Origin of the sequence: Dactylosporangium sp. CA-092794, from assembly GCF_050948465.1 — a bacterium.
Lineage (GTDB): Bacteria > Actinomycetota > Actinomycetes > Mycobacteriales > Micromonosporaceae > Dactylosporangium.
The window spans coordinates 2,698,931-2,713,126 of sequence record NZ_CP192044.1; the positions used below are offsets into that span (position 1 = coordinate 2,698,931).

Sequence of the window (14,196 nt, forward strand, 5' to 3'; positions counted from 1 at the left end):
TCGGAAATGTCAACTGACGTGCTCGTCGTTGGTGGTGGCCTCGGCGGTGTCGCCGCCGCGCTCGCCGCGCTGCGGTGCGGCAAGCGGGTCGTGCTCACGGAGGAGTACGACTGGCTCGGCGGCCAGCTCACCAGCCAGGCCGTGCCCCCCGACGAGCACAGCTGGGTGGAGCGGTTCGGCGTGACCGCCTCCTACCGGGCGCTGCGCGACGGCATCCGCGACTACTACCGCCGCCACTACCCGCTCACCGCCGCCGCCCGGGCCTGGCGCGACCTGAACCCGGGCGCCGGCAAGGTGAGCCGGCTCTGCCACGAGCCGCGGGTCGCCGTCGCCGTGCTGGAGGCGATGCTCCTGCCGTACCGATCGAGCCGGAAGCTGATCGTGCTGCAACCGTTCGTGCCCACGGCCGCGACCACCCACGGCGACCGGGTCACCGCGGTGACGCTGCGCCATCGCGACACCGGCGACACCGTCGACGTGACGGCGCCCTACGTGCTCGACGCCACCGAGACGGGGCAGTTGCTGCCGCTCACCGGCGCCGAATACGTCACCGGCTTCGAGTCGCAGGCCGACACCGGCGAGCCGAGCGCGCCCGCCGCCGCCCAGCCGGCGAACATGCAGGCGGTCTCGGTCTGCTTCGCGGTCGACCACGTCGAGGGCGACCACACCATCGACCGCCCGGCGCGGTATGGCTTCTGGCGCGACTACACCCCGCCGTTCTGGGGCGGCCCGCTGCTGTCGTTCCGCGCGCCCAGCCCCCGCACGCTGCTGCCCACCGAGCGGGTGTTCGACCCCAACCCCGGCGACGACCCCCTCGCCGTCGACGCCGACCAGCGGCGCGACCCCGGCGATCACAACCTGTGGACGTTCCGGCGCATCGCCGCCCGGCGGCTGTTCGCCGAGGGCACCTACGACAGCGACATCTGCCTGATCAACTGGCCGATGCTCGACTACTTCGAGCACCCGGTCATCGACGTGCCCGACCCGGCCGCGCACCTCGCCGCGGCCCGGGAGCAGGCGCTGTCGGTGCTCTACTGGCTGCAGACCGAGGCGCCCCGCCCCGACGGCGGCACCGGCTTCCCCGGCCTGCGCCTGCGCGGCGACGTCACCGGCGGCGCCGACGGGCTCGCCCAGGCCCCCTACATCCGCGAGTCCCGGCGCGTGCTGGCCGAGTACACCGTCCCGGAGCAGGACCTGGCCCTGGCCGTGCGCGGGGACAAGGGCGCCGTGCAGTACCACGACAGCGTCGGCGTCGGGATGTACCGCATCGATCTGCACCCCTCGACCGGCGGCGACCACTACATCGACGTCGGCTGCTGCCCCTTCCAGATCCCGCTCGGCGCGCTCATCCCGCGCCGGATGGACAACCTGCTGCCCGCTGGCAAGAACATCGGCACCACCCACATCACCAACGGCGCCTACCGCCTGCACCCCGTCGAGTGGAACGCCGGCGAGGCCGCCGGCGCGCTCGCCGCCTTCTGCCTGGACCGCGGCTGCACCCCGCGCGCGGTCCGCAACACCCCCGGCCTGCTCGCCGAGTTCCAGTCCCGGCTCGACCGCGACGGCGTCGAGCGGCACTGGCCCGACGTGACCGGCTACTGACACCCCCTTGGAGTAGACGATGAAGTTCCGCGCCGCGATAGCCGCCCTGTCGCTCGCCACCCTCGCCGCCTGCGGCGGCGGCACCCCGGCCGCCGAGGAGACCGGCCCGGTCGAGCTGCGCATGACCATCTGGACCGCCAACGAGGCCCACCTCAAGCTGTTCAACGACATCGCCGCCGACTACAAGACGGCCCACTCCGACGTCACCGTGAAGTTCGACCCGCTGCCCTTCGACTCGTACACCACGACCCTCACCACCCAGATCGCCGGCGGCAACGGCCCGGACCTGGCCTGGATCCTCGAGGACTCCGCGCCCGACTTCGTCGGCTCCGGCGCGCTGGTCCCGCTGAGCAACCTCGAGAACCCCGACGACCTGGCGCCCGCCGCCACCAAGCTGTGGCAGAACGGCGGCAAGCTCTACGCATACCCGTTCTCCACCTCCCCGTTCGGCATGTTCGTCAACACCGACCTGCTCAAGCAGGCGGGCCAGGACAACCCGGCCGACCTCGTCACCGCCGGCACCTGGACCTGGGACAAGGCGTTCGCCGAGGGCGCCGCGGTCAACGCGAGGACCGGCACCGCCGGGATCGTCGTGCGCGACTTCGACTACAAGACCTGGAGCAACCTGTCGACGGTCTGGACCGGCTGGGGCGCGCAGGCGTGGAGCGCCGACGGCAAGACCTGCGGGTTCAACGCCCCGGAGATGGTCGAGGCGATGACCGCACTGCACAAGGCCGTCTTCGTCGACAAGGCGATGCCCGGCCCCGGCGTGGCCGCCGACTTCTTCGCCGGCCAGTCCGCGATGACCATCACCCAGATCTCGCGAGCGTCGCTGCTCAAGGACGCCAAGTTCGGCTGGGACCTGGTGCCGCTGCCGTCCGGCCCCAAGGGCAAGTACGCCGTCGTCGGCCAGGCCGGCCTCGGCGTGCTCAAGAAGGGCCGGCACGCGGCCGCCGCGGCGGACTTCCTCGCCTACTTCACCAACGCGGCCAACTCCGCCAAGCTCGCGCAGTACTTCCCGCCGGCCCGCAAGAGCCAGCTGGACGCCGGCACGATGGCCAAGACCAACCCCCTGCTCAAGCCCGCCCAGCTGCAGTCGGTCGTCATCGACGGCATCTCCACCGGCGTCGTCAAGCCCAGCCACACCGGCTCCGCCGAGATCGCGCAGAACGTGCGTGCCTCCCTCGACCCGCTGTGGAAGCCCGACGCCGACGTCAAGGGCGTGCTCGACGCCGTCTGCTCCGGCCTGAAGCCGCTGCTGGCGCGATGAAACTCTCGCTCAGAACCAGGGACCACCTGGCCGGCTACCTGTTCATCGCGCCGCAGCTGGCGGGCACGATCGTGTTCGTGCTCGTCCCGCTGGCGCTGGTCGCGTGGTACAGCCTGCACGAGTGGAACGTCCTCGCCGACGAGTTCACCTTCGTCGGCGGGGACAACTACCGGCGGCTCGCCGACGACCCCAACCTGCCCAAGGTGCTGGTCGCGACCGGCCTGTTCTCCGCCGGCCTGCTCGTGCTCAACCTGAGCCTGGCCCTGCTGCTGGCCGTGCTGCTCAACCAGCGGCTGCGCGGCACCGTCGTGTTCCGCACGCTCTTCTTCTCCCCGGTCGTGGTGTCGATGGTCGCCTGGACGATCGTCTGGGGGTTCCTGCTGCAGGACAACGGCGGCGTCAACGGCCTGCTCGACACCGTCGGCGTGCACGGGCCCAACTGGCTGCGCGGGGACGTCACCGCGATGGTGTCGGTCATCGTGGTCCAGGTGGTGAAGAACGTCGGCCTCAACATGGTGCTGTTCCTCGCCGCGCTGCAGGGCGTGCCGGCCGGGCTGCACGAGGCCGCCCGCCTGGACGGGGCCGGCGCGTGGCGGGCGTTCCGCAGCATCACGCTGCCGATGATCAGCCCGACCGTGCTGCTCACCTCGATCATCACGGTGGTCGGCTCGCTGCAGGTCTTCGCCCAGATCGCCGTGCTCACCCAGGGCGGCCCGGGCACGTCGACCACCGTGCTCGTCTACTACCTCTACCAGCAGGCGTTCCAGTTCCACCATTTCGGCTACGGCGCCACCCTGTCGCTGGTGCTGTTCGCGATCGTGCTGGTCCTCACCACCGTGCAGTGGCAGCTGCGCAAGCGATGGGTGTTCCATGAGTCGTAAAACCGCCCTCTACGGCCTGCTGTGCGTGCTGGCGATCCCGTTCGTGTTCCCCACCTGGTGGATGGTGACCTCGTCGGTGAAGCCGGTGAGCGAGGTGTTCCGGTTCCCGCCCTCGCTCTTCCCGTCCTCCGTCGACGTCTCCGCCTACCGCCAGGTGTTCCAGGCGCAGCCGTTCGCGCAGCAGTACCTCAACAGCATGTACATCGCCGCCGTGTGCACGATCGGCACCCTCGTCGTGTCCTCACTGGCCGGCTACGCGTTCGCCCGCATCCGCTTCCGCGGCCAGAACGCGTTGTTCCTGCTCGTGCTCACCGGCCTGCTGGTGCCCAGCGAGGTCACCATCGTGCCGCTGTTCCAGCTGTTCCAGCGCTGGCACATGATCGACACCCACTGGCCGCTGATCCTGGTGCCGATCTTCGGCGCGCCGAGCGTGCTGGCCACGTTCATCATGCGGCAGTTCTTCATCGCCCTGCCGCCCGAGCTGGAGGAGGCCGGGCGCATCGACGGCCTCGGCCGGTTCGGCCTGTTCCGCCGGGTCGCGCTGCCGCTGTCCCGCCCGGCCCTCGGCGCGGTGAGCATCTTCACCTTCCTGCACAGCTGGAACCTGTACCTCGAACCGATCGTGTTCCTGTCCACTCCCTCGAAGTTCACCCTGCCGCAGGCGCTCACCCAGTTCGTCGACGCCTACGGCGGCCCGGCCTGGAACGTGCAGCTGTCCGCGGCCACGCTCACCGCGATCCCGGTGCTGGCGGTGTTCGTCGTCGCCCAGCGCCAGTTCGTCGAGGGCCTCGCCCACACGGGCCTGAAGGGCTGAAGGGGATCATCGCGGTCTACGGGCATACAGCACGAAGGCGGGAGGTACGTTCCGCCAGACGGTGCGGCCGGGCACCACCTCTTCGAAGCGGCGGGCCAGCAGGTCACGGAACCGGCGAGCGGCGCTCATGGGCACGGCGTGGAGATAGGTGAAGGCGGTGAAGACTCCCCCCGGCCCGAGCGTCGAGGCTGCCGCGTCCATCAGCCGCCGCTGGGTGGCGGCGGGAAAGAGCGCCCACGGCAGGCCGCTGATGATCACGTCGGCGCGGTCGATGCCCCGTTCGTCCAGCAGGTCCCGCAGGTGCACGGCGTCCTGCTGGACCACCTCGGCCCCCGGGTAGCGGTCGCGCAGGTGCTCCGCCAGCCGCGGGTTGACCTCGACGGCCAGGTGCCGGCCACGGCCGCCGAGCCGGCGCTGGATCTCGGCGGTGAACGATCCGGCGCCGGCGCCCAGCTCGACCACGACCGGCTCGCCGCGCTCGGGCACGGGACCGCAGACCGCGCGGGCCAGGCGCCGCGAGCTGGGGGCGAGCGCGCCCATCCGGGCGGGCGAGCGCATCGCCTCGCCCAGGAACACGGCGAGGTCGTTCGGCCGGCCGTCGGCCGTGCAGCGGATCTTCGGCGGCACGGTCTGGATGTCGAACTCCGTCATGGCGTGTGGTCCTCCGCGTCGGTGGGGGCTCCCGGATCCGGCCATTCAACACCATCACCGTTTCCACCGGATCACCGTCCGGGCGCTCGCGGGAGTCCCCGCTGAGGGGGCCATCGGCAGGGCGGCGGTCACACCCGGTGCCGGTGCCGCTCTCAGGTGCGGCGGAGGACGAGCAGGAACTCGGCGGTGCCGTGGTCGGCGAGGGAGCCGACCGGACCGTAGCCTTCCGGGCTGGCCAGGCCGTAGTCCTTGAACGTGACCGGCAGCCGGCCGGCGACGTCGAGGTTCGCGCCGTCGCGGCGCAGCGCGAGTGGCACCGTCACGGTGTGGGTGACGCCGTGGAGGGTGAGCGTCCCGCTGGCATCGACCGTGGTGGCGCCGCCGGATTGTGCGGCGGTGCCGAGGGGCGCGGGCTGGGCCAGGCCGACGGTGGCCACCGGGTACTGCCCGGTGCCGAGGCTGATGCCGAACTGCGGTGCGGGCTTGTCGCCGTTGGAGGTGAGCGCGAGCAGGTTGATCCGGAGATCCGCGGCGGTGGCCTGGCCGCCGGTGACCGTGACCGTGCCGGTGACGTCGGTGGTACGACCGACCACCTCGCTGGTCAGGAACAGGACGGTCTGCTCGATCCGGAACCCGGCCGCGGACCCGGCGGCGACCTGGTAGGTGCCGTCGAGCGGCCCGTCGGGTGCGGCGGCGGAGGCCGGGAGGGCGAGCGGCGCGGGTGTCGGCTGGAGCTTGATGGCCAGGGCGACCCCGGCCAGCAGCAGCACGATGAGGGCGACGCCGCCGCCGAGGGTCCAGCGCAGCCAGCGGTGGCGCCGGCGTCCGGCGGGGATGTTCATGGCCTGCTCCCTCGAGCGTCGAACTCGACGCGGAAGACGGGGTACCGGGCCGCGACTTCCTCGTATGCGGACAGTGGCGCGCCGGGAGCGACCGGGACGTGCGGCCGCCCGCCGGGGACTTTCTGCAGGTAGCGCTTGAGGATCGGGGGCCGGTCGGCCGCGGGTACCTCGACCAGCCGGCACGGACGGGCGCGACCGTGCCGCAGTACGGCGCGACCGTCCGCCGCCCGGACGTTGCGCACCCAGTGACAGTCCTCGCCCAGCATCGAGACCAGGTACCACCGGCCCCGCCAGTCGGCCATGCCGATCGGGAACCGGGTGAGTCGGCCGGTCCGGCGCCCGGGGACCTCGAGGGTCACCCACCGGCGCGGCAACAGGCCGGCGCCGTGGACGGCCGCCCAGAACCGCGCGAACCGGCGGGCGGTGGCGTTGCCGCGGCCACCCGCATACATCGAGCGCAGCTGCTCATCTCGGTGCGTCCAGTGTGTCATGACCTCAGGATCGCCCGCGCTAGACTTGGGATACAGAGTCCAAAGTCCCAAAGGAAGCGTTCGTGACGGACGATCGATCCGCGCCGACCGGCCTCGGCCGCAGACACCGCCGCCTCACCGACGAGCAGACGCGGGAGCGCATGCTGCGAACGGCGATCGAGCGGATCAACCGGACCGGGCTCACGGTGTCCCTGGACCACATCAGCTTCGAGGACGTGATCCGCGAGGCCGGCGTGGCGCGCAGCACGGCGTACCGGCACTGGCCGTACAAGGACCTGTTCTACAGCGATCTCGTGCGGGAGCTGGCGAACACCACCAGCCCAGCGATCATCCGCGACGAGGTCGCCCTGCTGCGCCGGGTGCTCGCCGAGCATCTGGACTGGCTGGAGACCGCGCACCTGCGCGCCGCCCTGCTGCTCGAGTTGATCCGCGAGCTGGCCGAGCTGGACTTCCAGAGCGTGCTGGACTCACCCGGCTGGCGCACATACCTGACGCTGCACGCGGCGTTCTCCAGCCTGACCGACGACGACCTGCGCGAGCAGGTGCGGGCGGCGCTCGCCCAGGCCGACGCGGCCCACACCGCGCGGGTGGCGCGGGCCTGGCGAGAGCTGGCCGGGGTGTTCGGCTACCGCCTGCGGCCCGACCTGTCGACCAGCTTCGAGACGCTCGCGACGCTGCTGAGCGCCCAGATGCGCGGGTTGGTCATCACCGCGCTGTCGCGCCCGGAGGTGGCCGCCCACCGGACGCCGGCCAGCCCGTTCGGCGCCGCCGCCAAGCAGGACTGGTCGCTTGCCGCGATCGGCATCGCCAGCCTCGCGATGGCGTTCCTGGAACCGGACCCGCAGACCGAGTGGAACGACAACCGGCTCGCCGAGATCCATCGCCTGCTCGCCGAGTGGGACCAGTAGGCGCCCCAGCCCCGATCACCGCCTGAACCAGCGGCGCCGGACACTCCCGGGCCGCGCGCCCACGCCCAGCCCGAGCGCCGCGCCGTAGGCGACCAAGCCGTCCTCGGGCCCGTTGGAGAAGCGCCGCATGACCCGCTGCACGGGCCAGATCCGCTTGCCGTCCGGCAATTCGAGGCACACGTCGACCTCCGCGGCCGGATCGTCGTCGTCTCCCGACCAGTCGCCCCCCACGTGGCGGCGGACCACCTCGCCAACGTATGAGCCGAGCGCGAACAAGCGCGGGCCCAGCTGCTGCGCCAGCAGGCCGTTCGGGCGCGGCCGGCCGTCCGGGGCCTCGGCGTCGAAGAACCGCTCGATCTCCCACAAGGACCCCGGTGAGAAGTCGGCCCGGTAGCCGGACGCCGTCAGCGCCGCGGCAACCCATTCCGCGGCGTCGCGCACGTCACCGACGATCCCCATTCCCATGATCGTAGGAGCCCGCCGCCGTGCCGTCCCGCCGCCACAGAAACTCTCCGCGATCATGCAGGTGCCCGCCCCGACACCACGGGTTCTGCCTGATCTTGGAGACTTGTTGTACCTATGTGTACATCGACGCTCCACGATCATGAAAAACCCGTGGTGCGCGCGGCCGCTTTGCATGATCGCGGAGACATACGGTCACAGCACGCGGGGCGCCGGCGGCCGGCTTGATGGGCGACGACGCACAAGCTGCGCCGGCCCCGGGGACGGCGGGATAGGCCGATCGGTGGTGCGCGATGGCGAGAAGCGTGCGCTTGCCCACCGCACGTCACCGCACGCTGCGTCGCGCCGCGCGCCACCGGGCATCACCACACGTCGCGCGCCGCCACCGCTGCGCCACGCGACCCGCCCGTCGCTGGGTGCCGCCCTCGGCCTCGCGCGCCGTCATCGTTGCGGGGCGCGATCCGTGCGGCGCTGGGTGCTGTGCCGCCTCGCTGTGCCCTTACCCGGCGCGGCGTCACTCGCTGCGCCGAGGGTGGTGTTGCGCTTAGGGTGGGGTACATGCGTCACAAAAAGGGCAAAAGCCGTCGAAAGGGTGTCGTGCTGGGGGTGGCGGCGCTGGTGGTCCTGCTTGTGGTGGGGGTTGGTGGGTGGGGGGCGGTGCGTGCCGTGCAGGTGCGTGACGACCTGCAGGACGCGGCCCGGCTGCTGCAGCGGTTTCAGCAGGAGCTGGTCCGCGGTGATCCGGGGGCGGCCGCGGCCACGCTCGCGGCCATCCAGCGGCTGACCCGCAGCGCGGCCGGCGCGGCCGGCGATCCGGCGGTGCGGCTCGCGGCGCGGCTGCCCGGGCCCGGGCGTGACCTGCGGGCGGCTCGGGTGGTCGCGGTCACCGTCGACGACGTCGCGCGGCGCGTGCTGCCGGTGCTGCTGAGGCTGGCCGAGCAGGGCAACGGGCTGCGGGGCGGAAGTCTCGATCTCGGACGGGTACGGTCCATGGCCGGGCCGGTCGCGGCGGCGGCCGGGGCGCTCGAGCCGATCCGGCGGCGGATCGAGGCGGTGCCGGACGACGGGCTCTCGCCGCGCGTCGCGGCCGCCGTCGCCGAACTGCGCGGGCAGCTCGGGCGGGCCGCGGCGGCGCTCGACGCGGTGCGGCGGGCGACCGCGCTGGTACCGGCGATGCTCGGCGACGGTGGCGAGCGGACGTATCTCGTGCTGTTCCAGAACCCGGCCGAGGTGCGCGCCACCGGCGGCATGCCCGGTGCGTACGCGGTCGTCGCCGCGGGGGCCGGGCGGCTGCGGCTGGTGGCGCAGGGTACGGCGTCGGCGGGGCTGCGGGCGTTCGACGCGCCGGTGCTGCCGGTCGATCCGCAGACCCGGGCGCTCTACGGCGACGCCGTCGCCAGCCACCCCGCGAACATCACGATGGTGCCGAACTTTCCCGCCGCGGCGGCGGTGGCCCGGGAGATGTACCGGCTGCGCTCCGGCGTGACCGTCGACGGCGTGCTGGCCACCGACCCGGTGACGCTGTCGTATCTCCTCGCGGCGACCGGGCCGGTCGCCGTGCCGGACGGGCCGGCGCTGGACGCCAGCAGCGCCGTGCGGGTGCTGCTGGCCGACACCTACGCGCGCTTCGCCACGCAGCCGCAGCAGGACGCGTACTTCGCGCGCGCGGCGCGGGCGGCGTTCGAGGCGCTGACCACGCGGGCCGTCGACGGGCGGGCGCTGCTGTCCGGGCTGGCCCGCGCCGCCGGTGAGCACCGGGTGCTGCTGTGGAGCGCGCACCCCGAGGAGCAGGCGCTCATCGCGGGCTCGGCCGTCGAGGGTGCGCTGCCGGAGCGGGACGCCGCCGACCGGCCGACGGTCGGCGTGTTCCTCAACGACGGTGGCGGGGCGAAGCTCGACTACTACCTGGCCCCGTCGCTGGAACTGGCCGCGCCCGGGTGCCGCCGCGAGCTGACGGCGACGCTCACGCTCGGCTCGACCGCGCCGGCCTCGGGGCTGCCGGCGGGCGTGCTGACGTACCAGGGAATCACCGACCCCTACACGGCGCGGACCTTCGTGTCGGTGTACGCGCCGACCGGCTGGGGCGTGCTCGACGCGCAGCTCGACGGCGCGCCGGTGAGCATCGCCAGCGGCACGGACCGGGGCCGCATGGTGGCGCTCACGACGCTCGACGTGCGCCCCGGCCAGCGGCGGACGCTGCGGGTACGGCTGAGCGCGCCGGACGACGGCGCCGGACCGTGGACGCCCGCGGTCTGGACGACGCCGACGGTTGCACCCTGGTCCATTACCACGCGTTCGCCGGATTCCTGCGGCCGTGGGCGTTAGCTTGAAGGCGAAGAATCGGGGGTAGTGAGTATGAAACGGATGCTGGTTCTCCTGGTCGGTCTGTTCCTGGCGGGCGGCGCGGTCGCGGTGCCGTCGGTCGCGAGTGCGCAGGAGTACCCGCCGCAGGCGCCGACCGGCAGCGTGTCCAGCGGCACGGTCGGTACCAACGGGTCGGTCACGTTCTCCGGCAAGAGCACGCCGTTCGACACCGTGACGGTCACGGTGACCTACGCGTCGGGGGAGAGCGATCCGCCGCGCACGGTCACGGCGGACGCCGACGGTAACTGGTCGCTGGTCGTGTCGCTGAGCCACACGGGCGTGGCCACGCTGACCGCCGTCACCGCCCTGGGCACGGTGACCCAGCAGGTGGTCGTGCGCTCGGCTAGTTCGTCGGGCAGCGGCCAGCTGGCCACGACCGGCATCGCGAACGGCAAGCTGCCGATGCTGGCGCTGCTCGGCTCGGGCGTCGTCCTGCTCGGCGCGACGCTGCTCGTCGCCGGGCTGCGCTGGCGCCGTCGCACGGCCTCGGCCAAATAGCACCATCGCCCTGCCACCGCGCCTCGCCGGCGCGGCGGCGCCGGGCCGATGTCAGTGCGCGGGCCACCAGCCGCGTTCGTGAGCGATGGCGGAGTAGAGGCGGTCGGTGTCGGCGACGAGACGTTCGGGCCCGAACCGTTCGGCCGACAGCCGCAGGGCCGCCGCCGCCATCCGGGCGCGGGCCGCGGCGTCGTCCAGCAGGGCCAGCGTCGCCTCGGCCAGCTCGGCGGCGTCCGGGCGGCACAGCACGCCGGTCCGGCCGTCGGCCACCACGTCGCTCACCGCGCCGACCCGGGTGGCCACCGCGGGCACCCCGGCCAGCGCCGCCTCGATCAGGCAGACCGGCGTTCCCTCGTTGTCGGAGGTCAGCATCACCAGGTCGGCCGCGGCGTACACAGTGGACACATCCGCGCGCCAGCCGACGAAGCGCACCGCCGGGCCGAGGTCCGCCGCGGCGGCGCGGGTCGCGGTGAGCCGGTCGCCCTCGCCGCAGACGACGAACGTCGCGCCCGGGTGGGCGGCGAGCACCCGGCGGGCGACGTCGACGAGCCGTTCGGGGCCCTTGATCGCGGTGACCCGGCCGACGTAGGCGATGACCGGGCCGTCCGGCGGCAGGCCGAGGGCGCGGCGGGCGTCGGCGCGGGGCGGCAGGGGGCCGATCGTCGTGCCGGGCATGATCACCCGGTACTGCCCGGCCCGGCCCACGCCCGCGCGCAGCAGGTCGTCGCGGACGTGCCCGCCGACCGCGACCAGCCGGTGCGTGCCCAGGGCCAGCAGCCGCTCCACGCCGGTCACCAGCCAGGTCTTGACGGGCGGGAAGTACCCGTGCAGCAGGTGGCCGTGGAAGGTGTGCACCCGCACCGGAACCCCGGACACCAGCGCCGCCAGCCGGCCGAGCGTGCCCGCCTTCGCGGTGTGCGTGTGCACGATGTGCGGGCGGAACCTTCGCATGTGCGCGGCCAGTTCCGCCAAGGCCCGGCAGTCGCCGCCGGCCCGCACCGCCCGGCCGAGCGCCGGCACCCGGTGCACCGGCAGGTCCAGGCCGTGCAGCGCGTGGTAGTCGGCCTCACCGGGCGCGACGTGACCGGCGTAGAGCCGCTGGTCGTAACGGTCCGGGTCGAGGCCCCGCAGCAGGGTCGAGACCTGCATGGCCGGGCCGCCGACGTTGAGCCGGGTGACCACCCGCATCACGCGGACGCGCATCCGCGCCTCCTCTCCAATCCAACTGTCCGACGAGGCAGGCAACTGTCCGGCGGCCGTCACGACGGCGACGGGCGGGCGCTGCTGGCGATCGCGTCGCGCAACGGTGCCTGGAAACCCAGCGATCCCTCGACGTTGAGGTGTGCGCCGTCGCGGTAGACCAGGGCGCCGCCGGCGAAGGCGCTGCAGCCGCCGGACGGGGTGCACAGCCGGCCGCCCAGGTCGAGATACGTCGCGCCGGCGTGTTCGACCGCCGTGCGCTCGGCCGTCACGACGTCGGTGCGCATCCGGTGCGCCGTGGCCGGGTCGAGGTGCCCGCAGCCGGCCGCGGCGGGCGCGAACGTTCGCGGCACCAGGCACGTGGGCAGGCCGGGGAACTGCGGTATCGCGCCGACGAAGATGACCGGGCCGCGCCGGCCGACCTCGGCGGCGGTGCGGCCGGCGTCCGCCGCCCACGCCGCGATCCGCGCGGGGCGGTCCGCGGCGTCGAGGTGGAGCAGCTGCCACGGCGGGTTGCCGCTGACGTAGCCGACCGACGCGTTGGAGATGAGCACCGCCGAATACGGCGGGTTGCGCGCCGCGATGGCCGCCAGGCTGCCCTCCACGTACTGCCGGCAGGACTCGTTCGGGTACTGCGACCGGCGCAGCAGCGGACACCCGCCGGTCGTGGTGATCTGCAGGTCGTAGCCGGCGGCCCGGGCGGCGAGGATCGCCGGCTCGGCGAACTGGCCGGCGTTGGAGTCGCCGATGAGCAGCACCGTGCCCAGTGGATGCGCCACCGTCCACGTGCACGCGGGCCGCAGCGGCGAGCCCAGCGGCTCGTACTGCGCGCAGCCGGCCGTGGCGTCGATGTGCGACGGCGTCACGAGGGCCCGGATCGCGGCGACGTCGGGCCGCGACCACGACCGGTCCGCCGAGGCGGCCAGGCCCAGCCCGGCCGCCGCCGGCAGCAGCACGCACCCGGCCGCCAGCGCCATGGTCGCGCGGGCCGACGCCAGCCGGGCGCCGCGGTGGATCGGCTGTTCGACGAGGTGGTACGCCAGGACCGCGGGCACCAGCGACGCGAGCGCGGCCGTCAGCGCCACGGCCGGGGTCGCCGGGAAGCACGCCCGGGCGACCACGATCGCCGGCCAGTGCCACAGGTACCAGCTGTACGACAGGTCGCCCAGCGCCACCATGGGCCGCGCCGACAGCCACCGGGTCACCGCGACCGATGCCGGCCCGGGCCCGGCCAGCAGCAGCGCGACGGTCGCCGCGACCGGCAGCAGGGCGAGCCAGCCCGGGTACGGATCGGCGGAGCTCAGCCCGAGCGCGGCCGCCGCCAGCAGGAGCGCACCGGCGGCCGCGAGCGCCTGCCGCACCGCCCGGGGCAGCACCCGCCCGGTGCCGAGCCCGGCCACCAGGGCGCCGGCGAGGAACTCCCAGGCCCGCCCGACCGGCGCGTAGAAGCCGAACGACGGCCCGTGGTCGCTCGTGGCCAGCGATCCCAGCAGGTGCGGGATCCATCCGTACGCCAGGCAGACCGAGACCGCCAGGGACAGCGCCGCGCCGCCGAGCGCGAGCCCGGCCAGCACCGGCGGCCGGCCGGCCGGACGGCGGCGCTTCAGCCGCCAGGCCAGCAGCAGCAGCGCCGGGAAGACCAGGTAGAACTGCTCCTCGACGGCGAGGGACCAGGTGTGCAGCAGCGGGTTGTTCTCGGCGACCGGCTGGAAGTACCCGCCGGAGTACCGGTAGAAGTAGGCGTTGCCGGCGAAGATGGAGGTCGCCGCGGCCGCGCGCCCGGTCGTCGCCTGCGCGTCGCCGAGCGGGCTGAGCAGCAGGGCCGCCGCGACGAGCACGGCCCCGGTGACGAGCGCGAGCGCGGGCAGCAGGCGCCGGACCCGGCGCACGTAGAAGGCGCCCAGCCGGATCCGGCCGGTCGTGGCGAGCTCGCGCAGCAGCATCGCGCAGATCACGTAGCCGGAGACGACGAAGAACACGTCCACGCCGACGAAGCCGCCGGGCACCGCGACGCCGCCGTGGTACAGCACGGTGAGCACGACCGCCACGGCCCGGATGCCCTGGATGTCGGCCCGCCGGTGGGTCGCCGCGGCGCCGCGCGGCGTGGCGGGGTCCGGTGTGATGCGCTCGGCCGCGGCGGTCGTCGCGTCGGCCCTGGTCATGAACCGGATAGTAGGCGCCAAAGCCGCAAAATGGACCTAATATGACGAGTT

General features: G+C 73.5%; 13 protein-coding genes. 7 read left to right on the forward strand and 6 right to left on the reverse strand.

What is annotated here, in order from left to right; all coding sequences use genetic code 11:
• The first annotated feature begins 6 nt into the window (after window positions 1-6).
• From ACQPXD_RS11800 to ACQPXD_RS11815, 4 genes are read left to right on the forward strand one after another with little or no spacing between them, the layout of a single operon-like run.
• On the forward strand, window positions 7-1,602 hold the full coding sequence (locus tag ACQPXD_RS11800) for an FAD-dependent oxidoreductase (protein ID WP_432837641.1): 1,596 nt from the start codon (window positions 7-9) through the stop codon (window positions 1,600-1,602).
• A 19-nt stretch (window positions 1,603-1,621) separates the two neighbouring features.
• A complete protein-coding gene (locus tag ACQPXD_RS11805; RefSeq protein ID WP_432837643.1) occupies window positions 1,622-2,872 on the forward strand; it encodes an ABC transporter substrate-binding protein in 1,251 nt (416 codons plus the stop codon).
• Window positions 2,869-3,753, forward strand: coding sequence for a carbohydrate ABC transporter permease (locus tag ACQPXD_RS11810; protein WP_432837645.1), 885 nt, complete (start codon window positions 2,869-2,871; stop codon window positions 3,751-3,753). The genes ACQPXD_RS11805 and ACQPXD_RS11810 overlap by 4 nt, the downstream gene beginning before the upstream one ends.
• On the forward strand, window positions 3,743-4,567 hold the full coding sequence (locus ACQPXD_RS11815) for a carbohydrate ABC transporter permease (protein ID WP_432837647.1): 825 nt from the start codon (window positions 3,743-3,745) through the stop codon (window positions 4,565-4,567). The genes ACQPXD_RS11810 and ACQPXD_RS11815 overlap by 11 nt, the downstream gene beginning before the upstream one ends.
• A 6-nt stretch (window positions 4,568-4,573) precedes the next feature.
• Here ACQPXD_RS11815 and ACQPXD_RS11820 read toward each other — a convergent pair whose 3' ends face one another.
• From ACQPXD_RS11820 to ACQPXD_RS11830, 3 genes are all read right to left on the reverse strand, one after another.
• Window positions 4,574-5,218 carry a class I SAM-dependent methyltransferase gene (locus ACQPXD_RS11820; RefSeq protein ID WP_432837649.1) on the reverse strand — a complete coding sequence of 215 codons (645 nt, stop codon included), beginning with the start codon at window positions 5,216-5,218 and terminating at the stop codon, window positions 4,574-4,576.
• A 152-nt stretch (window positions 5,219-5,370) separates the two neighbouring features.
• Window positions 5,371-6,060, reverse strand: a complete 690-nt coding sequence (locus ACQPXD_RS11825; protein WP_432837651.1) for a YceI family protein — start codon at window positions 6,058-6,060, stop codon at window positions 5,371-5,373.
• Entirely contained in the window at window positions 6,057-6,551 is a 495-nt protein-coding gene (locus ACQPXD_RS11830; protein ID WP_432837653.1) for a nitroreductase/quinone reductase family protein, read from the reverse strand. The genes ACQPXD_RS11825 and ACQPXD_RS11830 overlap by 4 nt, the downstream gene beginning before the upstream one ends.
• A gap of 62 nt (window positions 6,552-6,613) precedes the next feature.
• Here ACQPXD_RS11830 and ACQPXD_RS11835 point away from each other — a divergent pair, with 62 nt between their 5' ends.
• A complete protein-coding gene (locus ACQPXD_RS11835) occupies window positions 6,614-7,459 on the forward strand; it encodes a TetR/AcrR family transcriptional regulator (RefSeq protein WP_432837655.1) in 846 nt (281 codons plus the stop codon).
• Between the two features lie 15 nt (window positions 7,460-7,474).
• Here the strand turns inward: ACQPXD_RS11835 and ACQPXD_RS11840 are convergent, their stop codons facing one another.
• Complete coding sequence (locus ACQPXD_RS11840) at window positions 7,475-7,918, reverse strand: hypothetical protein (RefSeq protein WP_432837656.1); 444 nt, start codon at window positions 7,916-7,918, stop codon at window positions 7,475-7,477.
• A gap of 660 nt (window positions 7,919-8,578) precedes the next feature.
• Between ACQPXD_RS11840 and ACQPXD_RS11845 the strand changes: the two genes are divergently transcribed.
• Together ACQPXD_RS11845 and ACQPXD_RS11850 are read left to right on the forward strand one after the other, a co-directional pair.
• Entirely contained in the window at window positions 8,579-10,246 is a 1,668-nt protein-coding gene (locus ACQPXD_RS11845; protein ID WP_432837658.1) for a DUF4012 domain-containing protein, read from the forward strand.
• Window positions 10,247-10,285: 39 nt separating this feature from the next.
• Entirely contained in the window at window positions 10,286-10,783 is a 498-nt protein-coding gene (locus ACQPXD_RS11850; protein WP_432837660.1) for a hypothetical protein, read from the forward strand.
• A gap of 51 nt (window positions 10,784-10,834) precedes the next feature.
• On the opposite strand, the gene ACQPXD_RS11855 is transcribed toward ACQPXD_RS11850, so the two are convergent.
• Together ACQPXD_RS11855 and ACQPXD_RS11860 are read right to left on the reverse strand one after the other, a co-directional pair.
• Window positions 10,835-11,986, reverse strand: coding sequence for a glycosyltransferase (locus tag ACQPXD_RS11855; protein WP_432837661.1), 1,152 nt, complete (start codon window positions 11,984-11,986; stop codon window positions 10,835-10,837).
• Window positions 11,987-12,042: 56 nt separating this feature from the next.
• On the reverse strand, window positions 12,043-14,145 hold the full coding sequence (locus ACQPXD_RS11860) for an acyltransferase family protein (protein WP_432837663.1): 2,103 nt from the start codon (window positions 14,143-14,145) through the stop codon (window positions 12,043-12,045).
• Window positions 14,146-14,196: the final 51 nt, after the last annotated feature.

What these genes read in the sequence shown, in the direction of transcription:
- ACQPXD_RS11800 (WP_432837641.1), top strand. Translation starts at nt 7, where the DNA reads ATGTCAACTGACGTGCTCGTCGTTGGTGGTGGCCTCGGCGGTGTCGCC.
- ACQPXD_RS11805 (WP_432837643.1), top strand. Translation starts at nt 1,622, where the DNA reads ATGAAGTTCCGCGCCGCGATAGCCGCCCTGTCGCTCGCCACCCTCGCC.
- ACQPXD_RS11810 (WP_432837645.1), top strand. Translation starts at nt 2,869, where the DNA reads ATGAAACTCTCGCTCAGAACCAGGGACCACCTGGCCGGCTACCTGTTC.
- ACQPXD_RS11815 (WP_432837647.1), top strand. Translation starts at nt 3,743, where the DNA reads ATGAGTCGTAAAACCGCCCTCTACGGCCTGCTGTGCGTGCTGGCGATC.
- ACQPXD_RS11820 (WP_432837649.1), bottom strand. Translation starts at nt 5,218, where the DNA reads ATGACGGAGTTCGACATCCAGACCGTGCCGCCGAAGATCCGCTGCACG.
- ACQPXD_RS11825 (WP_432837651.1), bottom strand. Translation starts at nt 6,060, where the DNA reads ATGAACATCCCCGCCGGACGCCGGCGCCACCGCTGGCTGCGCTGGACC.
- ACQPXD_RS11830 (WP_432837653.1), bottom strand. Translation starts at nt 6,551, where the DNA reads ATGACACACTGGACGCACCGAGATGAGCAGCTGCGCTCGATGTATGCG.
- ACQPXD_RS11840 (WP_432837656.1), bottom strand. Translation starts at nt 7,918, where the DNA reads ATGGGGATCGTCGGTGACGTGCGCGACGCCGCGGAATGGGTTGCCGCG.
- ACQPXD_RS11850 (WP_432837660.1), top strand. Translation starts at nt 10,286, where the DNA reads ATGCTGGTTCTCCTGGTCGGTCTGTTCCTGGCGGGCGGCGCGGTCGCG.
- ACQPXD_RS11855 (WP_432837661.1), bottom strand. Translation starts at nt 11,986, where the DNA reads ATGCGCGTCCGCGTGATGCGGGTGGTCACCCGGCTCAACGTCGGCGGC.
- ACQPXD_RS11860 (WP_432837663.1), bottom strand. Translation starts at nt 14,145, where the DNA reads ATGACCAGGGCCGACGCGACGACCGCCGCGGCCGAGCGCATCACACCG.